Annotated in this window: 17 protein-coding genes; 10 read left to right on the forward strand and 7 right to left on the reverse strand. The window is 64.8% G+C overall.

Going from position 1 to position 21,958, the window contains the following annotated elements:
- Positions 1-236: 236 nt before the first annotated feature.
- The 7 genes from KF838_04720 to KF838_04750 all read left to right on the forward strand — a co-directional run bounded on the left by KF838_04720 (position 237) and on the right by KF838_04750 (position 9,034).
- Positions 237-2,504: a heavy metal translocating P-type ATPase gene (locus tag KF838_04720; protein QYK49156.1), complete on the forward strand. Its 2,268-nt coding sequence runs from the start codon at positions 237-239 to the stop codon at positions 2,502-2,504.
- Between the two features lie 42 nt (positions 2,505-2,546).
- Complete coding sequence (locus KF838_04725; protein ID QYK49157.1) at positions 2,547-3,017, forward strand: hypothetical protein; 471 nt, start codon at positions 2,547-2,549, stop codon at positions 3,015-3,017.
- Between the two features lie 150 nt (positions 3,018-3,167).
- A complete protein-coding gene (locus KF838_04730; GenBank protein ID QYK49158.1) occupies positions 3,168-4,730 on the forward strand; it encodes an efflux RND transporter periplasmic adaptor subunit in 1,563 nt (520 codons plus the stop codon).
- Between the two features lie 54 nt (positions 4,731-4,784).
- On the forward strand, positions 4,785-5,546 hold the full coding sequence (locus tag KF838_04735) for an ABC transporter ATP-binding protein (GenBank protein ID QYK49159.1): 762 nt from the start codon (positions 4,785-4,787) through the stop codon (positions 5,544-5,546).
- Between the two features lie 3 nt (positions 5,547-5,549).
- On the forward strand, positions 5,550-6,713 hold the full coding sequence (locus tag KF838_04740) for an ABC transporter permease (GenBank protein ID QYK49160.1): 1,164 nt from the start codon (positions 5,550-5,552) through the stop codon (positions 6,711-6,713).
- Between the two features lie 11 nt (positions 6,714-6,724).
- Entirely contained in the window at positions 6,725-7,987 is a 1,263-nt protein-coding gene (locus tag KF838_04745; GenBank protein QYK49161.1) for an ABC transporter permease, read from the forward strand.
- Positions 7,988-8,062: 75 nt separating this feature from the next.
- Positions 8,063-9,034, forward strand: coding sequence for a hypothetical protein (locus KF838_04750; protein QYK49162.1), 972 nt, complete (start codon positions 8,063-8,065; stop codon positions 9,032-9,034).
- 407 nt (positions 9,035-9,441) lie between these two features.
- Here the strand turns inward: KF838_04750 and KF838_04755 are convergent, their stop codons facing one another.
- From KF838_04755 to KF838_04765, 3 genes are read right to left on the reverse strand one after another with little or no spacing between them, the layout of a single operon-like run.
- Positions 9,442-9,873, reverse strand: coding sequence for a hypothetical protein (locus KF838_04755; GenBank protein ID QYK49163.1), 432 nt, complete (start codon positions 9,871-9,873; stop codon positions 9,442-9,444).
- Positions 9,870-11,462 (reverse strand): recombinase family protein, encoded by a 1,593-nt coding sequence (locus KF838_04760; protein ID QYK49164.1) that lies wholly within the window; start codon positions 11,460-11,462, stop codon positions 9,870-9,872. The genes KF838_04755 and KF838_04760 overlap by 4 nt, the downstream gene beginning before the upstream one ends.
- Positions 11,459-11,980: a DUF2924 domain-containing protein gene (locus tag KF838_04765; GenBank protein ID QYK49165.1), complete on the reverse strand. Its 522-nt coding sequence runs from the start codon at positions 11,978-11,980 to the stop codon at positions 11,459-11,461. Before KF838_04765 ends, KF838_04760 begins: the two co-directional genes overlap by 4 nt.
- 89 nt (positions 11,981-12,069) lie before the next feature.
- On the opposite strand from KF838_04765, the gene KF838_04770 reads away from it, so the two are divergent.
- The 3 genes from KF838_04770 (at position 12,070) to KF838_04780 (ending at position 14,456) form a co-directional block, all read left to right on the forward strand.
- A complete protein-coding gene (locus tag KF838_04770; GenBank protein QYK49166.1) occupies positions 12,070-12,285 on the forward strand; it encodes a hypothetical protein in 216 nt (71 codons plus the stop codon).
- A 127-nt stretch (positions 12,286-12,412) separates the two neighbouring features.
- Complete coding sequence (locus KF838_04775; protein QYK49167.1) at positions 12,413-14,185, forward strand: tetratricopeptide repeat protein; 1,773 nt, start codon at positions 12,413-12,415, stop codon at positions 14,183-14,185.
- Positions 14,186-14,303: 118 nt separating this feature from the next.
- Positions 14,304-14,456, forward strand: a complete 153-nt coding sequence (locus KF838_04780) for a hypothetical protein (protein ID QYK49168.1) — start codon at positions 14,304-14,306, stop codon at positions 14,454-14,456.
- Positions 14,457-14,594: 138 nt separating this feature from the next.
- On the opposite strand, the gene KF838_04785 is transcribed toward KF838_04780, so the two are convergent.
- The 4 genes from KF838_04785 to KF838_04800 form a co-directional block, all read right to left on the reverse strand.
- Positions 14,595-16,463, reverse strand: a complete 1,869-nt coding sequence (locus KF838_04785; GenBank protein QYK49169.1) for a pentapeptide repeat-containing protein — start codon at positions 16,461-16,463, stop codon at positions 14,595-14,597.
- A gap of 112 nt (positions 16,464-16,575) precedes the next feature.
- Positions 16,576-19,146: a DEAD/DEAH box helicase family protein gene (locus tag KF838_04790; GenBank protein ID QYK49170.1), complete on the reverse strand. Its 2,571-nt coding sequence runs from the start codon at positions 19,144-19,146 to the stop codon at positions 16,576-16,578.
- Positions 19,143-21,278 (reverse strand): site-specific DNA-methyltransferase, encoded by a 2,136-nt coding sequence (locus tag KF838_04795; protein QYK49171.1) that lies wholly within the window; start codon positions 21,276-21,278, stop codon positions 19,143-19,145. The genes KF838_04790 and KF838_04795 overlap by 4 nt, the downstream gene beginning before the upstream one ends.
- A gap of 192 nt (positions 21,279-21,470) precedes the next feature.
- Positions 21,471-21,857, reverse strand: a complete 387-nt coding sequence (locus tag KF838_04800; protein ID QYK49172.1) for a hypothetical protein — start codon at positions 21,855-21,857, stop codon at positions 21,471-21,473.
- Between the last annotated feature and the right edge of the window lie 101 nt (positions 21,858-21,958).

Here is a 21,958-nt window from a genome sequence, read left to right on the forward strand (position 1 = left end):
TGAGCGGGTTGGCCAGGCACGCAACCCCGTTGGCCGATCGTTCGGGCCTTCGGCATGTCGTCCCGCCCGCCGGAACAGGCGTCCAGGCGAACCGGACGACCGGACGGGAAATGTGTCTGGCCGTGCATCTGAGCCGCGCGGTCGTCCATCCGATTCGTGAGGCCGCACCACCGATGCGGACCCTTCCCGGGCGCGGCCGCCGGGCAGACAATTGAATCGCTGCGAAAGAATCCACCATGCCCACTGCCACGACCATTTTCATCATCGCCCAACTCGACTGCGCTGCCGAGGAGCAGGTGCTGCAGAAGGCCGTGGGCGGGATGGCGGGCGTGGCGCTCGTGGAGTGCAACGTCGTCACGCGGCGGATGACCGTCACGCACGATGCGGCGGCGGTGACCGGCGAGGCGATCGCGGCCAGGGTGCGTTCGGTGGGGATGACGCCGACGATCATCGCGGCCCCGGGCACTGGCGGCGCAGCGGCGGGGGCGCACGGCTCGGGCGCGCACGCGGAGGGCTCGCCCGCCGGGGCCGATTGCGGGGGCGCGGCGTGCGCGACCGATGCCGCGCGGGTGGGGCCGGTCGATGATGCGCGGTCGTGGTGGATCAAGTACGGGCCGTTCATCCTCTCGGGCGTGCTGGCGGCGGGGGCGGAGGCGGCGTACTTCGCGGGCGTGAAGGAGACCTCGTGGCCGATCATCGCGATGTCGCTCGCGTCGATGCTGCTGGGGGGCCGCGACACATTCTTCAAGGGCTGGATCGCGCTCAAGACCTTCACGCTCAACATCAACTTTCTCATGTGCGTGGCGGTCATCGGCGGGATGTTCATCGGCGCGTGGCCGGAGATCGCGCTGGTGGTCTTCCTCTTCGGCCTCGCCGAACTGATCGAGAAGAAGGCCCTTGACCGCGCTCGCGATTCGGTGCGGGGGCTGATGGCGATGGCCCCCGACGAGGCGAGCATCAAGCAGCCGGATGGTTCGTGGCGCACGACCGACGCGGGCGCGGTGCCCGTGGGCGCGGTTGTGCAGGTGAAACCCGGCGAGCGGCTCGCGCTCGACGGCGTGGTGGTCGCGGGCGAATCGAGCGTCAACCAGGCCCCGGTCACGGGCGAGAGCGTGCCGGTAGACAAAAAGGTCGGCGACAAAGTCTTCGCCGGGACCATCAACGAGTCCGGCGTGCTGGAGTTCAAGACCACCGGCGGCAAGGACCAGACCACCCTCGCCAAGATCATCAGAACCGTACAGGAGGCCCAAGGCAGCCGCGCCCCGACGCAGCGGTTCGTGGACAACTTCGCACGGGTCTACACGCCCATCGTGTGTGTCGTCGCGGTGCTGGTCGCGGTCGTGCCGTGGTTGGCGTTCGGCCAGCCGTTCTATCCGTGGCTCTACAAGGCGCTGGTGCTGCTCGTCATCGCGTGCCCGTGCGCCCTGGTCATCTCAACGCCGGTGACGGTCGTGAGCGGCCTGACGGCGGCGGCAAAGCGGGGCATCCTCATCAAGGGCGGCGTCCACTTGGAGAACGGCCGCAAGTTGAAGGTGGTGGCGCTCGACAAGACCGGGACGATCACCGAGGGCAAGCCGCGTGTGACCGATGTGCAGCCAATCGGCGGCGCGAGCAAGGATGAAGTCCTCCGTATCGCCGCGAGCCTCGACGCGCTCTCGCAGCACCCGGTGGCTCTTGCGGTTGTGGCGGCGTGGAGCGGCGAGCGTGCGAGCGTTGAGGCGTTCAAGTCGCTCACGGGCCGGGGCGTCGAGGGCCGCATCGACGGGGCGGCGTACTTCGTCGGCAACCACCGCCTCGCCGAGGAGCGGCAGGTCTGCTCGCCGGAAGTCGAGGCGGTGCTGGCGGGCTTCGAGGTGCAGGGCAAGACGACGGTGGTTGTCGCGTCGGCGAGCACGGTGCTTGGAGTGATCGCGGTCGCGGACACGCCCCGCGAGAGCAGCGTCGAAGCGATCAAATCGCTGCACGACATGGGCATCAAGACGCTCATGCTTTCGGGAGACAATCAATCCACCGCGTCGGCCATAGCCAAGACGGTCGGCATCGACGAGGCCCGCGGCGGGATGCTCCCCGAGGACAAACTCGCGGAGATTGAACGCCTCACGAAGGAGCACGGGGACGCGATCGGCATGGTCGGCGACGGTGTGAACGACGCCCCCGCCCTCGCCAAGTCCACCATCGGCTTCGCAATGGGCGCGGCGGGGACCGATACCGCACTCGAAACCGCCGACGTGGCCCTCATGCAGGATGACCTTCGGGGGCTCCCCGAGTTCGTCCTGCTCTCCCGACGCACCGGCGCGATCCTGACCCAAAACATCGCACTGGCAGTCGGCATCAAGGTCGTCTTCTTCGCGCTGACCCTGGGCGGGTGGGGGACGATGTGGATGGCCGTCATTGCGGACGTCGGGGCGAGCCTCCTCGTCGTCGGGAATGGGCTGCGGCTGTTGGGGTGGCGGACGGGTCCGGTGGCGACGCTGGGGTCGAACAAGGGTCGGAGCCCCGCGTAAAGTGAATCTGGCGTTCGTTTGGCCGATATACTCATGAGCATTATGCGTCACCCTCTGCTCCGCATTCTGGTTGCCCTGCTCATCGGCGTGGTCACGCCGCTGTGCTGCTGCCAGGCGGCGCTGCTCGTGGGAAGCGCCTGTGACGGGAAGCACCTCGTCGCGGTAGAGATGGACTCTTGCTGCGGTGGGTGTTCGACCGAGACGGCATCACACCGGGCGTCGGACCCGCAGCCGGATGATTCGAACGAGGAGCCGCCGCTCTCGCCGGACGAATGCCCATCTTGCCCATCGTGCCAGGGCACATCCGGCGGTACCGGTGTCAAGGCTGAAAGTAGACTCCCTGCGTTCGAGCAGCAATGGGACGCACTGGCGACGTTTTCGCTCGCGGTCCTGTGGACCATTCCTACTCACGATGCCAGGGTCGTGCCCTTGTCACCGGGCTGGGTCTTGGGTCCGCCTCACCTGAAGGCCAACCGCGAAGCCTTGCGGTGGCATTGCGCGCTCGTGGTGTAGTTCAATCCTGCAACGGACGCTCGCTCTCCCCAGCGTCCGCATCGTCCTTCCGCGACCGGCTCCGTGCCGCTCGTGCGAGGGGTGTCTTTGCTTTACGCGCCCGCCCTCGGTCATTCGTCCTTGGCCGCCGGCGCATTGCAGGAACCACCTATGGCTACCACGCAGACCGACCTGCGGGCGCTCCGTCGAGCCCCGCAGCCCACCCAATCAGATTCCATACCAAGGCCACAGCCTGCGGGCAGCACCACCGTCATCGCGCGCCCTAAGGCGCGATGGGCGACGCGCCTGCTCATTCCCGCCGTCGTGCTGCTCGCGACGGGCGGCCTGCTGGCCTATGCCGCCCGCGATGCGCTCCAGACACGGCTTGCGGTCCACGTCGCCGCCGCGATTCCGAAGAGTGGCGTCGGGGCGGCGGACGCCGGGGCCGTTCCGGTCTCGGCGGGCAGTTCGGAAGAGTCCCCATCCGATGCGCCGCTCGGCCCCGTCGCGGTACAGGCCCCAGGGTGGATCGAACCGGCACCCTACGCGGTCAGCGTCCCCGCGCTGGCCGAGGGCGTGGTGCGCGAAGTGTTGGTTCTCGAGGGCGAGCGCATCGAAGCCGGTCAGGTCGTCGCCCGGCTCATCGACGAGGATGCGCGTCTAACGCTGCGCGCCGCCGATGCGGCCGTCGCGGAACGCAACACGGATGTGGCCCGGGCTCGGGCGGCGCTCGCGACCGCCGAGTCGCAGGTCGAGGTTGAGAGGACCGCCGCCGCCGAACTGCGCGATGAGGTGACACGCAAACGCGAGTTGGTCGCTGTGGGCGGCCTGAGCGAGGGGACGTTCCGGCGGATGGAGATCCGCCTTGGGGGGCTGGAGGCCAAGATCGCCACGGCGGAAAAGATGGTGAACGAAGCACGGGCCGCTCTCGCCCAAGCGGAGTCGGCCCACGCCGCGGCGCATGTGCTGCACGACGAGGCCGCGCTGCGGCTGGAGCGGATGGAGGTGCGTTCGCCGGTCGCGGGCGTGGTGCTCGCCCGGTTGGTCGAGCCGGGCTCTCGCATCAGCATGAGCGGCAAGGGCGGCGAATCAGCCTCTGCCAGCGGCATGACGGGCGCGATCCTCCGCGTCTACGACCCCGCGAAACTCCAGGTGCGTGTGGACGTGCCGCTGGCCGACACCGCCAAGGTGAGCGTGGGCACACGCGCGACCGTCAGCACCGAGGCGCTCTCCGACCGGACCTTCAGCGGCGTGGTGTCGAGAGTCGTACACGAGGCCAACATCCAGCGGAACACCGTGCAGTTCAAGGTCGCGCTCGACGCGCCATCGCCCGTTCTCAAGCCCGAGATGCTCACCCGCGTCAAACTCCACGCACCCGCGGCGGCTTCTCAGCGGCACTCGGGCGGCGGCATCGGCGGCCCTTCCACCGGCGACGGCGGCGGGGGAGACTCGTTGCTTCTGGTCCCGACGGCCGCCGTTGCTGCGATCGGCGATGGGCGAGGCCAGGTCTGGGTCGTAGATACTTCCGGCGGAAGCCCGGTGGCCCGCCGCCGCGACATCATGACGACGCCCGCGGCAGACGAGGGTTTCACCGCCGTGACAAGCGGACTCCGGCTCACCGACCGCATCATCCTGGATCCGCCCGCCCCACCCGCAATCAAGGACGGCACGCGGCTCAAGGTTCTGGGCGAACGCACCACCGCACCTTCGGAGCCCGCATCTTCAACCCCGTAACTCCCCGTTCCAAAGCATCTCCGCGACGAACTCGCGGCATCGACGAGATACCTTATGACTACGAACCACGCTCACGCACGAACAACTCCTCAAGGCCCTCCGCTGATCCAGTGCCGCAGGCTCACCAAGACGTACAAGAAGGGCGACAACACCATCACGCCCTTGCAGGAGCTCGACCTCGACGTGCCCGCGGGCGACTTCCTCGCCCTCATGGGCCCCTCGGGTAGCGGCAAGACCACGCTCCTCAACCTCATCGCGGGGATCGACCGGCCCAGCGGCGGGCAACTCATCATCGGCGGCACGGACATCTCCACGCTGTCCAGGTCCAAGCTCGCCGACTGGCGGAGCGTGAACGTCGGCTACGTCTTCCAGCTCTACAACCTCGTGCCCGTGCTCACAGCCTACGAGAACGTCGAACTTCCGCTTCTGCTTCACAGCATGTCCGCCAAGGACCGCCACGAGAAGGTGCAGACCGCCATGCAGCTCGTCGGGATCGCCGACCGGCACGACCACTACCCGCGTCAACTCTCGGGCGGCCAGGAGCAGCGAGTCGCCATCGCCCGCGCCATCGTGACCGACCCCACCATCATCGTCGGCGACGAGCCCACCGGTGACCTCGACCAAGAGTCGGCGCAGGCGATCATGGACCTCATGGTCCGGCTCTGCGAGGACCTGGGCAAGACCCTCATCATCGTGACCCACGATGCCAAGAGCGCGGCCTATGCCAAGCGGACGCTGCACTTGGAGAAAGGCCGCCTGGTCGAGGCCGAACTCCTCGCCACGCGCCACGCGCCACTCGTTCCCCAGGAGGCCTGACCCATGATCGCTCCCAAGTTCATGCCCGTCGTCTTCAAGCAACTCTGGCGGCACCGCGTCCGCAGCGTGCTCACGCTCTCGGGCGTCGCCATCGCCATGTTCCTGTTCATCGCGGTGCAGACGCTGCAAGAGGGCGTGCGCCAATCCACGCAAGCCGCCGCGGGGGACACGACACTCGTGGTCTACCGCGAGAACCGCTTCTGCCCCGCCGCCAGCCGGCTGCCGCAGTTCTATGTGGACCGGATCGAGAAGATCCCCGGCGTAGTCTCGGCGGTGCCGGTCAAGATCGTGGTCAACAACTGCCGGGCCTCGCTGGACGTCATCACGTTCCGGGGCGTACCCCGCGAGGACCTCGCGGGTCCCCAAGGCTGGGCCAGCAAGTGGCAACTCATCTCTGGTTCTGTGGCCGAGTGGGAGAGGCGCTCGGACTCGGCCCTGGTCGGCGAGACGCTCGCCGCGCGGCGCGGCTTCCAGGTCGGCCAGTCCTTCGACGCCTCGGGCATCACCGTCACAGTCGCGGGGATCATCCGCTCCCCCGAAGCGCAGGACCAGAACGTCGCCTACGTCCACCTCGACTTCCTTCAGCAGGCCGCGGGCAAGGGCGGCGGGCTGGGGAGCGTCACGCAGTTCACCGTCCGCGTCGATGATCCGGCGAAGATGGAGGCCGTGGCGGAGGCCATCGATGCCGAGTTCCGCACCGAGGCCGACCCGACGATGACCAGTCCCGAGAAGGCCTTCGTGGCGCAGGCCGGGGCTGACATCGTGGAGATCGTGAAGTTCACGCAGTGGCTGGGCTGGGGTTGCCTGGCGGCGGTGCTGGCGCTTGTCGCCAACGCCATCGTGCTGAGCGTGCAGGATCGAATCAAGGAGCACGCCGTCTTGCAAACCTTGGGGTTCCGCTCCGGCCTCATCGCCCGCCTGATCGTGAGCGAAGGGATGCTCATCGGCGTGCTGGGGGGCGCGCTCGGCACGGGCATCGCTCTCTCCGTCGTTCACTTCGGCAACTTCAGTCTGTCGCAGGAAGGACTCTCGATCGGCGTGAGCGCCTCGTGGTCGGTCCTGGCCTGGGGCCTGCTCATCTCGGCAGGCGTCGGAATCGTGGCGGGCCTGGTGCCCGCGTGGCGGGCGGGCCGCCGAGAGATCGCATCGTGCTTCAGGGCCGTTTGAAAGAGGGACATATGAGACTTCTTCCGTTCGCATACGCCGTCCGCAATCTGGGCCGTTCGCCCTCGCGGCTCTTCCTCTCTGTCGCCGGGGCGGCGATGGTTGTACTGCTCATCCTGGTCGCGGGCGGGTTCGTCAACGGTATGAGTCGGGCGCTCAAGGCCACGGGCGGGGAGCACAACGTCATCCTCATGGGCGCGGGGAGCGAGGAGAGCGTCGAGCGCTCCGAGATCGAGGCGGGCGTGCCGGGTGTGCTCGCGGCCAGCGTCTCGGGCATCCGCACGCGTGCCGGTGTGGCCTATGTCTCGCCTGAGGTTCATGTGATGCTCCCAGTCCGTGTGGGTCCGTCGCAGAGCGCGGCGAACCCGCAGAGCAGGGCTGAATCGGTGGTTGCGGAGGGGTCGGGCGGCTCCAGGGTTCCCAGGCCGAAAGGACGGCAGGTGATGATGCGAGGCGTCACTCCCGCGGCGTCGCTGGTCCACGAGTCGGTGTCGTTGACCGAGGGGCGATGGCCCGAATCGGGAGCGGATGAGGTGATGGTCGGTCGCATGACGGGGACGGTACTGGGCATCTCGGAGAGCGATGTGCAAGTCGGCAAGGCGCTGGTGATCGACGGCAGGCCGTGGACGATCGTCGGGCGCTTCAGCGCGCCGGGGACGGTTGTCGAGGCCGAGGTGTGGCTCCCGCTGGCAGACCTCATGACGGCAACCAAACGCGAGACCATTTCGTGCGTGGTCCTCACGCTCGACCCCTACAACGAGGCGACGGGCGAAGGGGCCGACTTCGGTGATATCGCGGCCTTTACCAAGACCCGGCCGGACCTCGAACTGGTGCCCATGACCGAGCGCGAGTACTACGGAAAACTGGCGAGCTTTTTCGGGCCCATCAAGATTGTCGCGTGGGTGACGGCGGGGCTGATCGCCGTCGGCGGGCTCTTCGGCGGGCTGAACACGATGTACGCCGCGTTCGCCTCGCGCATCCGCGAACTGGGGACGCTGCAATCCATCGGCTACCGGCGGCTGGCGATCGTCTGGTCGATGATCCAGGAATCGACGCTGGCGACGGCGGCGGGTGGGCTGCTCGCGTGCGCGGTGGGCGTGTTCCTGCTCGACGGGCTGGCGGTGCGGTTCTCGATGGGGGCGTTCGGGCTGCTGATCGACGAGACGGTGATCGGGCTGGGGCTGCTGACGGGCCTGGCCCTGGGCGTCGCGGGCGCGTTGCCCCCGGCGATTCGTTGTCTGAGGCCGACGATCCCTGTCGCGCTCAAGGCGGTGTGATGGTGAACGAGTGTGCCGCCGTGGCGTGTGCCGCGGGGCGACAAGAGTCCAACGACGTTTGCAAGGAGTTTCGATATGAAAGCGATGAAGATGAACGTGACGGGTTCGATGCGGGCGATGACGGTGGCCGCGATGCTGATCGCGGGCGCGGCGGGATTGGGCATGCTGACGCCCGTGGCGGCACTAGCGCAGGTCAAGAACGTCGCGGACGTGAAGACCATGCTCAAGCCGGAACTCCCGGCGAACGCGCTGGAGATCACCGCCGCGATGAAGTCCGCCAAGGTGGGCGAGACGATCACGGTGCGCGGCACCGTGGCGATGTCGAAGGATGCCTTCGTGGAGAACCGCGCGATGTTCACGCTGGTGGATGAGTCCACCCGCAAGGGCTGCTGCCCGCCCTCGGACAAGTTGCCCGACACCGCGTGCGACATCCCGGCGGAAGGGCGCGCGACTGTGCAGATCGTTGACGCGAACGGGAAGGCGCTCCGCGCCGGACTCAATGGCCAGCACGGGCTCAAGCCGGGCGCGGAGGTGTTCGTGACGGGCAAAGTCGAGACCGCCAACGGCACCGATGCGCTGGTGCTCACCGCGACCTCGATGCATGTGTCCAAGGCCCCGCTGCCGAGCGGGTTCTTTGTCGAGAAGCAGCCCGAGAACGCCAAGGACGTGTCGGAGATCCGCAAGGCCGGAACGCTCAAGGCAGGTGATGAGGTCGTGCTTCGCGGGCGAGTCGGCGGCAGCAAGGAACCATTCGTCGCGGGTCGCGCTGTCCTTACGCTGATGGGCAGAGGGCTCAAGGCCTGCAACGAAAACCCCGACGACAAATGCTCCAAGCCCTGGGACTACTGCTGCGAGACCAAGCAGGACATCCTCGCGAACTCAGTAACAGTGCAGGTGGTGGATGCCAAGGGGCAAATCCTCCGAACGGACATGAAGGGGCGGCGCGGGCTGAAGGAACTGACGGAAATCGTCGTGATCGGTAACGTCTCGTCGGCAGACGGCAAGGCGGTGGTAGTCAATGCCCAGGCGGTGTATCCGGTCCAGTGACCTGACGGACACGGTCGAATACCCCAGCGGGCGGGACAGAAACGGGGTTCCGCCAGGTTCCGCATCACCCCGATCGGCTCGTTCGGCTTGTGTCCCCACATCCCGGCGTCGCGCGGCAACCGGACTTTTTAGGCCAATTGGCCATATTCACTAGAGAGAAACGGTTTGAGGAAGTTGTGGATACGGACACTCAACTCACCACGTGCGGTCGCACGACCGCACCGGGTGAGACGCGCCAGTCCCTCCGATCCTGGCGGCGACGGGCGTGAGCGGCGGAGCCCCGTTCGACACCCGATATCCATCCTCTCTTCGCATACCCTCCCGGGTCGCGAGACTCGCTGGTTGTCGTTTGAGTGTGCATGCCTCAGACTGCGCTTCCCACGTTTACGAGGTCCGTCGGGCTGTTGTCAGTTCTGTGGGCCGCGTGCAGCACCCGCCAACTCCCGCCAGCGCCGACGCTGCTCGCGCCAGTCCGAGACGGCGCACACGGTGCGCAGTTCGTGCTCGCTGACTGCATCCCGTTCACGCTCAACGCGAGACAGGAAAAGCAACTCCTCCTGGATGTCCGGAGCCAGGCACAGCAGGTCCATGATCTGGCTGATCCGAGCCCGCGTGACCTGCCCCAACCGGGCGAGGTCGGCGTGGGATTCGACCTCGCCCATCCGAACCAACTCCTCAAACCGGATCGCCAGCGCCATCAGGCGGGCGATGCGGGGCACGTGGCCTGCTTCAACGGCTGGCGCGGCGGGCTCCACGCCTACGTTGACCTCTTTCCGGCCCGCCGCCCCCCGCGTGAAGTGCACTGGGAACTCGATCGTGACGTCGTGCATGTCTTTCATGCGACCTCCTCGTGCTCAACGGGTGCCTGGCCGAGCGTGCGCAGCCCGGCCGGATGGAACGTGATCGACACCGTCTTCTTCGCACCGTCGTAGTCCACCCGTTTGACGAGGTTCGCAAGCACGGCCGCCTGTTCCCGCGGGTAGAGCACGTCCCACGTCGCGGCGAACTCGCGAAGCGAGGCCGCGACGTCGGACTGGGTGATCGACTCGTTCTCGATCTGTTCCGCCTCGGCGCAAAGAACTCGAGCCCGCTCGCTGGCCGTCGCCAGGCGTTCGTGGAGGTCGGCCAGCCGGGCGGCGGCGTTGGCGTCCGTGCCTGCGGTCATCGCGGCCTTGCGGATGTCGCCCTCAATCTTCTGGATCTCACGCGTGCTCGCCGTGTGGTCCTTGTCGATCTGGGCGCTCCGAGAGCGGATGCCGATCTGCAACTGGCGGAATGTCGCCGCTATCAGCGCCGCATCGCCGCCGATGTGCTTGATTCGGTCTACCACCATCCGCTCTATCTGCTCGGCTGGCAAGGAACCCGACGGGCACGCGTGCCAGCCCTGTTTCTGCGCGACGTAGCAGACGTAGTAGCGGTACGCGGCCTTCCCATCTTTGACGCTGTAGGTATGGCCCATCGCGTGCCCGCACGGCCCGCAGTGAATCAGCCCCTTGAGCAGCGCCCCGTGCTGGTTGCGGACGTGCATGCCGCCGGTGCGGCCGTTGTGCTTGATCGTCTGGAAGACCTGCTGCCAAAGCCGCTCGTCGACGATGGCCGCGTGCTCGCCGGCGAACAGCTCCTTCTTGTGCTTGACCTTGCCCACATAAGCCGGGTTGGTGAGCAGGCTGATCAGAAGGTGCTTGTCCCACACCCGGCCGCCGACCGCCATGCCCTTGCGGGTCGTCCAACGCTTGCTCGTACAGCCGCGGGCGTTGAGGATCTGGGCCACTTTGGTGAGCGAGCGGTGCTCCAGATACAAGTGGTAGATCTCGCGGACGAGCTCCGCCTCCGCGGCGTTGACCACGAGCTTGCTCCCGCCCGCGGGCTGGGGCGCGAGGTCGTATCCCAGGATCGGTTTGCCGCCGAACCACTTGCCCTTGCGCTTGGACGCGGCGATCTTGTCGCGGGTGCGCTCGGAGATGATCTCGCGCTCGAACTGGGCGAACGAGAGCAGGATGTTCAGCGTGAGCCGCCCCATCGACTGCGTGGTGTTGAACTGCTGCGTTACCGACACGAATGACACGCGGTGCTTCTCGAAGACCGCCATCATGCGGGCGAAGTCCAGGAGCGAGCGCGACAGGCGGTCGACCTTGTAGACCACCACGCAGTCGACCTTGCCGGCTTCGATGTCCGCCATGAGACGCTGGCAACCGGGTCGGTCGGTGTTCCCGCCGGTGAAGCCGCCGTCGTTGTACTGGTCCGGCAGCGCCACCCACCCCTCGTGCTTCATGCTGGCGATGTAGGCCTCCGCACTCTCGCGCTGGGCGTGCAGCGAGTTGAACTCCTGCTCGAGTCCCTGTTCGCTGGACTTGCGGGTGTAGATGGCGCACCGCACCGTCGGCACGCCGGACTGCTTGTGTGGTGCTGTATTGATGGACGATTTCATACGTTGCCCTCCGTGGTGCCGGGCTCATTGAGCCCGAAGAAGCGGAATCCGTTCCAGTGCGAGCCGGTCACCTTCGCCGCGATGGCGCTCAGCGACCGGTAGACCTCTCCGTCAAACTCGAAGCCTTTGGGCAGCACCCGGACGAACACGGCGCGGCCCTTGTACTCGCGGCGGAGGACCGTCCCGGGTGGCGGCAGCCGCCCGTCCTCTCGCGTGTGGATGGGCACGCTCACCACGCTCTCGCCGTTGGCCCGGGGCTTGGGCGCGTCCGGCGATTGGGCGCGTGGCGGGCTTCGTCGCAGGTCAGCGTCGTTGGCCAGTTCGCGTGCCCGCTGGCGTGCCCGCTCCGAGAGGTCCCCCTCCCGAAGCGCCTGCATCCGCCAGAGAATCCGTTTGATCAGCAGCACCTTGTGGTGCGTCCGCGTCTCTTCGCCGTAGACCTTGGCGTACCGCTGCTTCAGCTGCGGCACCGTCATCTGTTCCAAGGCCCGTTCGGCTGCATTCACATCGATCGCCATCGGGGTCTCCGTTCTCGTGGTCGTTAACCACGCGACTCATCAGGGCGGGCATGCTCGGAGAGTTCAAGTCGAGTCGGAGAGCCTTCTTGATGCTCGATGCTCGGCCCCGAAATGGCGACGTGTCGCCGCCGGCGGCGGATGCCCTCGGCAAAGATGGCGGCGATGTTGTCCAGCCGCGCGGCGGGCGTGGTCGGGGCATCGGGGTCGAGCGTGGTGGGGGCGGGCGCGTCGTCCCCGATCGGAACGGGTTCAAACCGTCGAATCGGACTCGCTGGACGGCATCGGTTCGGTATGCTCTGGGTTAACAGGTGAGTTGGAAGTCCGCCGACCTCCCCATTGAGAGCACGCTTCCAAACAAGCGTTATCCAATCGGCACGGCTGACCTTTCAGGCGAGTGTCCCAGAATGACGCAGTCGATTAAGGAGACTACTGATGGAACGCAATCAGGTAATCAGGTCATGGAACTGCCCGAAGTCTGGGGTGCTGCTTGGCGTGTTTGTGAAGGCGTTTGACCTCGGCAACCCCGACGTAGGCGGGGAAAGAGCTGCCAAGCACATTGGCAGCGATCCGTCGCTGGGTCGGGCCGCCCGCGAGTATTTCCGTGGCGAGTGGGTCGCTGAACCTCGCCAGCGGGACATTTGCCGGTGGGTAGTCGATGCCGCTTTCGATGCTGGACTCTTGTCGAAGTTTGCCCTGCCAATGGACGCTTCTGGCAGGGCCCCGGACGCCAAGGAGTTCTTGGCCGATGTCCTTCATCACGTGTTGTCTGAGTGGGACGCGATCTATTTGCAAGGCTCGATGGGCTGGCCCGATCCTCATCCCTCTCTCGCAGCGTACGTGCTCGGTCGTCAGCTTGTGATTGAACTTGCGTTGCGCGTGACGGCTCTGTTGCAACTCACGGGCGGCTGCGACTGGCCCCGGTTTGTTATCCATGTCACCGATGAGAAACCCGGGAAGGCGATCATATCGAGCATGATGCAGAGAGCCTCCCGCCATGTCACGCGGGAAGAACTCGCCCGCTCTATCGGCGTCGAGAAGTCCACGGTTGACGACTGGATGGACATGATGACGGTGCCCCGCGACGCCAACATGCGGGCCCTCGCGAAGCACTTCGCAAGGTCGGCTGACGATGAACGGGAACTTCTCGGCTGGCTTCGCCTTCAATGGTCCCTCATCAGCATTCGGGTCAGTCTCGCTCCTCACTTGGAACTGGCGCACTTGATCGATCTGTTCAGTGCATTCATGTGTCTCGTGCAACTCTCATTGGATATGCAGTCGAGACTTCCTTTGCCGCGCGAGGCCCTGCTCGTTACCCAAGTCCTTACCTTGCGAATGAGTACCCGGCTCGACGCCAGCAAGGCTTTGTTTGGATACTGGCTCAATCACCAAAGCAGCCCGCTCTGGATCGACGACATTGTGGTGGCTGGTGAGAAGGGTCCTGCAGCTCGGATTCAAGAGTGCTTTGAGGTGATTGGAGACAGATCCGCGGCGCAGGCGCTCTGGAATCATGAGATGGGAAACGTCGCCGGTTTGTCGACCGACCGAGAGTCTCTTCACGTCCAAGGACTGCTCATTGCGATGTCACCGCGGGCGCTTTGGAGTGCGTCTCCATCGTTTCCGGAGCCAAGTCTCCTCAGGAACTGCACTCCCGACGTACTGGCTTGGATCGGAAAGGGACTAATGGATCGCGGGGAGTACTCCAAAGCCATCGGGGTGTGGAGGCGAGCTGTCGAGCTCGAACCGGACTGTGCGGAGACACGCCTTCATCTCGGCATCGCGCTGTGGCAGGCAAAGAACGATCCGCGACTCGACGAAGCCATAGAGCAGCTCTCGCACGCGTGCCGACTTCGGCCCGACTGGGCGTATCCCGTGGCGGAGATCGCCAAGGTCTATCTTCACCGCGGCTGGCCAGAGAACGCGGTTCAATATCTTGAGTCGGCCCCGGCCGCACTGGTGCAAGGATCGGTGGACTGTTTGTACGCTCTCGCGTTGAGCTTGTATCGGCTGAAGCGGTTCGACGCGGCGGGACGCGTGGCTCGTCAAGCTCTGGAACTCGAGAAGACATGCGCCCTCGCCGCTCACATTGCGGCGGAGTGCGCGTTTGCACTGGGCGACAAGGTCGAGGGTGGCCGTCTTGCTCGTGAGGCTCTGCGCCTCGGAGATCGGCGCAGCTATGACCGTTGGCTCCGCCCATCGACCGGTTGATTCTCCAACTCACACGGCTGATCACGCGGAAGTTGAAGCGAAGATGCGTTCGTCGAAGTCTGCGTAGCGATGGCTGCGTGAGCCAACCCTGCTCGGGCCGACGACAATGGAGACCATCATGGGACAGTCAGGCAGCAACAGCGGTGGCAAGGGCAACTCAGGCGGTAACAGCGGTAGCGGAGGCAAGGGAGGCGGCAGCCCGCCGAACGGCCCCAGCACAACGGGCAACCCGTCAGGAGGTGGTCGCGGGAACAACCCGCCTGGGAAGTGATCTCGAGTTCTGATCGGTGAGACCCTCGTTCGCACAACCGCCCCCGGACCGATTGGTTCGGGGGCAGCTTCCTTGAGGCGACAACAGAAGCGTCCGCTTGGAGGCGCGACTTCGACACCGTTCGTTCGCGGCTAGGCATTACTCAGAGGGCTTAGGGTTCGCCCGCTCGCTGGCCTGGTGCTGGGCGAGCGCCAGCAAATCGCCCCACGAAGGGAAGCGGTACGGATTCATCGTTCGCTCTGCAACGGCCGCGACGTTCGTATTGGCCGTGGCAAACGCCTGATCGAGCGGCGGAACAGTCGCGTTGGCTGAGTAGAGGCTGATGAGAGAGTCCAGATCGAGAATGACTCCATCAACCAAAGCACAGGTGAAGGTCGTTTGACGCTCCACAAGGGTCGCGATCATCTCCTCTGCCCGATCGCCAAGTCGCTGGCGCAAGTCAGCTACTGCGCCCTCATGCGTAGGCCACCATGCCCATTGTTCGACCTCGTCGGGTCGCTTGGGGCTCTGGACAATGACGATCGAGTAGAACTTCGCCTCGTGCAATATCGCAGGGGGAACGTCAAGGGAGATTGCCAAAGGGCTCTGAGCTCGCGATCCGAAGTGATACCTCAGAAACGCAGGCAGTTCTCGATGAGGCACACCGGTCGTCGGATCAATGACAAACTCAAGCGTCGCTCCCGAAAGGCCGGCAGAAGTGAAATCAGCCCCGCGAAGATCGGCGGAGCTCAAGCTGGCTCCCTGAAGCTGAGCCTTCCTTAGGTTCGCCCCCTGTAGATGGGCGTTCATGAGGTCCGCGCCCTGGAGCTGAGCGTCTACGAGGTTCGCACCCCGGAGGTACGCCGAGAGGAACGCACCTTGAAGCTGGGCGTTCGACAAGTGTGCACCGTCAAGTCTAGCATCGTTTAGGATCGCACCTTGAAGTTCGGCACCGTAGAGGACTGACCCGCGAAAACAACCTTGCCTCAGCACCGCTTTCTGAAGATTGGCACCAGACATGTTCACGTTGCACAGTTTCACTTTAGATAATGCCAGCATGGGCAGTTGAACGCCGACTAGTTGCTCGTGACGTAGGTGGCGTAAGTCGGCGGTGCTGTTGCCTTCGACGACTCGCACTTGGGCATATCGGTCCGATCCCGCTCGTTCGGCAAGGACCGACTTGCTGATACGCGAGCCTCGAAAGGCGTGCACCTTCTCATCAGCGTCGTTCTGCGGCAGGCCTTTCTCGTTGAAGATGCAATGCCAAACACACCCGTCTTTCGGGATCCTCACCGCGTTGCCGAAGCCCACGCGGTGCAGCGCGAGGGCGATTCCCGTGCTGACCGAGCCGATCTCCTGATCACTCCAGTAAGTGTCCTTGGCAGGTCGGTCCGACTTCGCAAACGTCAGCAGCCGCTGCGCCAGCGGAACAAGATTCGGATAGACGGTCTTCGTGTCTGGAATGGTGCGAAAGCGAGCACGTCCGTCGGCGGACGTAGTCGGCGACCAACTCGGATCCACAATAGTCACGGGCATGACCATCGCCTCGGGCAGCCGGTCCAGCGCATCGACGATCGCTCCTGCCGATGCATTCTGATCGAGGATGCGTGTTATCTCGTCGTACGCTCGTGCCGCGGACTGCTGCTCTAGGTCCGCTTGGCGGGCGATGGCGGCGAGTTGCGCCTGCAGTTCGATCAGTTCATTCTGTTGGGACAGCCGCTGGACCTGCTGGTAGGCGATGTACGCCGTCACCCCCGCGATGATTCCGCCGCCGCCTGCGAAGACCATTGCCGCGGTATACGGGGCAAAGACTCGCCAAAAGAGTGCCTTCATCGCGGCGTCGCCCTTTGCGGACTTCTTTCCGAAGTAGCGATAGGCATTCAACGCGACATAGGGTGTGCGGTGCTCTTGCTCGATGAGCTGAGCACGCATTTGGTCAATGTCGGCACGAACCGCAGCCAATGAATCCTGCCGCTCGACGGTGGCGCTGTGTTCCAACACGGACGGCTCAGGTTTCTTGTCATCCATGGCACATGGATGGTACTCGGGGGAGGCGCCGTTCGACTAATTGTCGGGGATCGTTTCCGGGTACAAAGCGCGACTCACGGCTGCGTTCGCCGTCCAGTTCCGTCTGACGGCTTCAGCCAGGGTAGTTGCTCGCCGACGCACCGCGGTACAGGGACTCTGCACTGGACGCGGCCAAGACCGCGCGTCGAACATCGGGTTTGGTCAAGTCGAGCACCCGAAGCTTGCCTGCGCCGATGTCTGCGACGGCTTCAACTCGGCGGAAAGCCTGCGCGTGCCTCTCCGCGAACAGGGCAAGACCCTGCACTTTCGGCAGCGCGTCAGCGAGGTGGAATCCGTGCGGATCGACGATGTCTGCAACAACGTCCTTCCCCTGCTTTGCGAAGAAGATGAAGTCCGGCCTGAGGATCTGCGTCTCTTCGCCGATCGTGTACGCGATACCCAGTGAATCCTGGCTCGGTCGATCAGGGTTGCGGTACCAGAACATGAAGCCCTGCCGCGCCATCTCCGCATCGAGAACCGCCTTCTCCCAGGTGAACAGTTCCGCGGGGTAGTTGCCGTCCGCATCGCAGAGAAGGTGATCTGGATAGGCGGGGATAGGGGTCTCGACGTCGTTCTCTCGAACGCTCGTGGGCTCGAATCGCGAGACGGGACGCACCAGATCCACGTCTTGCGGCGCAGTGCTGAGGGCCGCGATCTGCCTGTAGGCCTCCTGGCGTTCATCCGAGAGCCGCTTGATCCGCTCGTGGTGATCCGCAAACCACTGATCCGCAAGCCGCTTGGCCTCGGCATCAAACAGGACCTGCAGATTATCCATCAGGTGGAGCGCGGCCACCTCTTCTCGTGCTTCGATGAGGGCGCCCTCAAGATCGTCCTCGGCCTCCGGCTTTCGCTTGGCACGCTCGACCGTGTAGGTGCGTGCGATGTCAGGGCTAATGATGCGAGCGGTGCGGCGATAGGCGTCCCCAACGACAGCGTCGTCAGCATCGACCTGGAAGTGCCCATCGCTCAGCATGCCGGTTGGCAGGTCGGCGATGACCGTGCGGCCATTGACCGTCATGACCTGTGCCCGCTTCGATTCAAACGCTCGAGCATGGCTCGACACGAAGCCATCCAGCATCTTGTGCATCGCAGCGTGGGCCTTGCCGCCAGCCCCGGGGAGTAGGCCATCGGACGCCAACTCGTGTGCCAGAGCCGTCAGACGCACCGCGGGCTTCGCGCCTCGCTGCGGTCGAGTTTGCGAAGGCAGCGAGATGAACGTCTGCCACACCGCATCCGGCACAGCGGGGTTCGGCTTCATCTCCACGGGGTTGACGAGAATCCGCCCGGTTGGGGGTGTATCCCCACCTCCCTCTCGCAACGCCCGAACGACATCCTCGACCGTTTCCTTGTCAAACTTCGGCAGCAAGCAGTCCACCGCGTTGAGCCTGTCATTGCCGGGGATCCGCCTCGCGAGTGGCGTGCGGACCATGCGGCCGAGGAGCTGCGCGATGTACGTTCGGTCCTGCGCGGGACGGAACGAGATCATCACCTCAGCGCGCGGGCAGTCCCACCCAGTGCTGATGGCGTCTTTGGCGATCAAGATCCGGACCCACGTGTCATCCTGGACTCGCTGCGGCTGGATGTAGGGAACGGAGTACTTCCCGAAGGTCTGCGTCGTGTGCTCACCGAAAACGTGCGCGACACAGGTCTCGCCGAGCTCAGGCCACTGCTGGAAGATCGTCTCAAGGGTGCGCCCGATGTCATTGTGGCTCGGGGTATTGGGGACCTGAAGCACCATGAGCGGCAGCACGGGCGTGCCCGCGTTCTGCTGCGCCGCATAGGCCGCCCACCCCGCCGTGGATTCGCGCAACTTGTCGGTGGCGCGGCGGACCAGCACCGTGTCAAAGTCGCCCGCCTCGTCGGGGATGTCCAGAACGATCGTGTCCTTCAGCAGGCCGGAGTTCTGCACCAGCACGGGATCGACGGTCACAGGCGGCAAGGTGCTGCGACCGCGCGACTCCGCGATCGTCATTGCTCGGTCGAACCGTTCCACAGTCGCCGAGATCCCCCAGACGACCGGGATGCCCGGCACGCCCTTCTCGCCGTTGATCAGCCGCTTCACGATCGTCGACTTCTCGCGATTCTCCGTCCCCATGCCCCGGTGCGCCTCGTCGAGCACCATGTAGAGCGTCAGTTCCGGATCCTCGATTGTGTTCCGGATGATGTCCCAGATCGTGTGGCTCCGCAGATCGGGGCGCATCTCGGGGAACGTTCCATCCTCGTCGCCGTCGAAGCCCCGCACCAACAGGCTCTTCTTGCCGAGTTTCTGAGTGTTGAGGAAGTAGATCTTCCCCGCCTCCAGCTTCGGCCTGTTGAAAGTGTTCTCGACGACCACCAGATCCGTGTGCCGCAGCCGGTCGGAGGACTCCATGAGCCGGAAGCGCGTCTGCTCGTTGAGCGAAGGGTCGTCACTGAACCAGATGACGACCGCGCCGGGATCGCGGTCGAACTCGAACGCATCATCGCCGTGGAACAGCGCCTCGAACACCGCAGCGGCCATGACAGTTTTGCCCGCTCCGGTCACCGCCGTCAGCGAGAAGGCATGACGATCTTTGTCTTGGTGCCAGCGCCGGCGGGCCTTCTTCAGGTTGGCCAACACTTCGCGGACCGCGTCATTCTGATAGCCGTGGAGGGTGAACTTCATGCGCCGTCTCCGTTGGCGAACGCGAAGTTGGTCAGGTACGACTCGTACAACCGGACCGTTTCGACGCCCTCCGGCAGCCGCCGCGACAGGGCTTGGAAGCGACGCTCATCATCCGTGACAATGAAGACGACGCGGATCGACTTCGCCTTGCGCGCGGCCTTGAGGAAGTCTGTCGCGGTGTCCAGATCAACCAAGAGCCCGTAGGAGTCCGCCACGTCCCACCCCGCTGCGGGCAGCTTGTCGATGCGCCGTCCCACACTCCCCGCACGCAGCCACAGAAGTGGAGCGATGCGCGAGAACGCGGTCTGGTAGCTCACGCCGACGGGCGTCTCATAGGTCAGGGTGAAGAACTCCGCGTTCTCCTCGAAGCCATCGGCCATCGGAAACTCGTCAGTGAACTTGTAGTCCCCCTTGATTGGGTCGCCTTCAGGAGTCTTGCCTGTAATCGCAGCCTGGACACGCGGCTTCGTAATATGGTCGCAGATGCCGAGTGCCTCCCACTCGGGGTCGCCTGGGCGCAGTCCACGCTCCCGCAGTGCTTTTTGCTCGTCCGCGCTCACCTCGTTGTTGGTGATGCTGATGCACTGTCGCGAGCCGCCGTCTTGCTTGTTGAGTCGCATCACGGCATGAGCGGTGGTACCGGAGCCGGAGAAGAAGTCGAGAACAACTGCCTGCGGTTTTCCAGCGACCGTTGTCCGCAGGGCATCCTCAACGGCAAAGAGGCTTTTCGGATACGGGAACTTTCGCCCCGGGAGAACCTTGGCAAGCAGCTTGGTACCGTGTGAGGTCGCGTTGTGCGACGAGAATGCCCACACGGTCCTGCCAGATGTCGCAGCCCGTCGGAGGGCGGTGATCTCGCCATCAGGAGACAGAACGACTTCATTGGCCTTGATTCGCTGGATCGTCCCATCCCTGAGGTACGTAATGCTGTGACGCCCGAGCTTCGATGAGAACTTGCCAACTCGGGCGTAGCCACTCTCGAACAAAGCCTGCGCCGAGTCGGCGGAAGCTTGCCACACGCCATCCTTCTTGTTTGTCTTGATTGGCCAACAAGCGACAGTTCCACGCGGGGGTCGTACCGCTTCGCGTGGTGTCCCAGCAGGAAGAGGCTTTCCCACCGAATGGAACTGTCCGTCTTTAGTGACGAAGATCGGGTAATGGCATCCAGGCGAGTGCTTCCTCGTCGAGTTACTGCCGGCTCGCATGAAAGAGAACCAAAAGGTCTCCTCGTTTTCTTCTGGTGCAGTCTCGTCTTCTTCGTCATCATTCCTGGCGAGCAACGCGCGGTAGTCATTTGGCCTAGCCAATGACGCACCACCGATCCTGACAAAGAAGAGATACTCGTCAACTCGCGACAGTTCATTCTCTCGTGCAACGCCAAAGGGGCTGATCACGCTTGTCACCATCTGGATGTTTCCTTCTGGAAACGTCTGCTCAAGCAGCAAGCCGAGCCGCAGATACTCCTTCTCGTCAATCGTGACGATCAGTACAGAGGCGCCCGGGTTGAGCAGTTCCTTGGCGACGAGTAGGCGACGCTCCATCATCGCCAGCCATTTGCTGTGGCGATAAAGATCGTCCCCTTCGACGTAATCGTTGTTGTACTTCCAGTCCCGCGCGCCGGAGTTGTACGGCGGGTCGATGTAGATAGCGTCAATCTTGCCGCGGTGGGTCCAGGTCAACGCCTTCAGCGCGTGGTAGTTCTCGGCATTGATCACGGTGTGCCACGGCCGATCTCCACCGCGTGAGACCTTTCCAGTTGATACCAGGCCCGGGTAGATCGTGTCACGGAACTCCGCGACCACGACCAGATCCTCGACGGCGACGGTCAGCGTTTCCGGTTTGGCCGCATCCAACAGACTCAAGTCGGCAGTCTTCTTCACCTTGTGGAGCGACTCCACGACCCACAGCCGCTGTTCGCCCTTCGCGGTCGAGCCGCGGGGCGGCAGGATGCGAACCTTGTCACCGCGACGCACCGGGCGCTGCGGCAGTTCCACCGCCTCTGGGCGGTGCCGCTCGAAGTTCAGGCCGAAGGAAAGCCGCGAGGACAGCGCCCGGAACTCGCGCTCAAGATCGGCCCCGAGCTGCGGATTCTGTGCCTTTGCCTTGGCGATCAACTCGGTAACTCGAGACAAGGGCTCTCTCCCGGTGGGTCAACGTCTGGACTTTCGACTCAGATGCTTGAGGTAACGAGCTGCAATCCCAATCCTGAAGCGGCTAACTCCCTGAACAGTCGTGAACGGATAGCGACTCCGCCAGTGGCAGGGCCGGAGTTTACGGCGGTTCGCAGCCGCCTGCTCGGACGATCGGCAGGGTGGTCGGCGGGATTATGACAGAGCTGCCTCAATCGCCCGCCTTACCCGCTCCGTGCTGTCGTGTGCCTCGTCCGTGCAGCGATCGAGGGCTTCACGCGCCAGCCGCATCCTCTCCTCCCACGGCGTGCCCGGCGGCGGCGGGACATGCTTGTTGGGATCGAGGGCGTGCAGCCGCTCCGCCTCGGCGTAGTCTCCCCGCGCCCAAGCCAGCGTCTCCTGAATGTCCCTGAACGTCTCGGGGTCCGTGTGCTCGGGGCGGACTCGCTCGATGCCGGGGGTGCGCGCCACCATGCACGCGCACATGCGGTGGTTGAGCAGCCAGTCGCCCCGCCGCGCGGCGTCTTCCTTCACGCGGGCCGCCCGCTCCATCCTCGTGACCTTGGTCCTGATCGCTCGCATGGTCGTCCCCCTTGCCCGATGGGGGATTATCGCATGCGGGGGAGGGCCGCGCCGAATACTCGCCGCCTCGGCCCGGCATTGACGGGGATCGCAATTACGGC

The organism is Phycisphaeraceae bacterium, assembly GCA_019454185.1.
Classification (GTDB): domain Bacteria; phylum Planctomycetota; class Phycisphaerae; order Phycisphaerales; family UBA1924; genus JAHBWV01.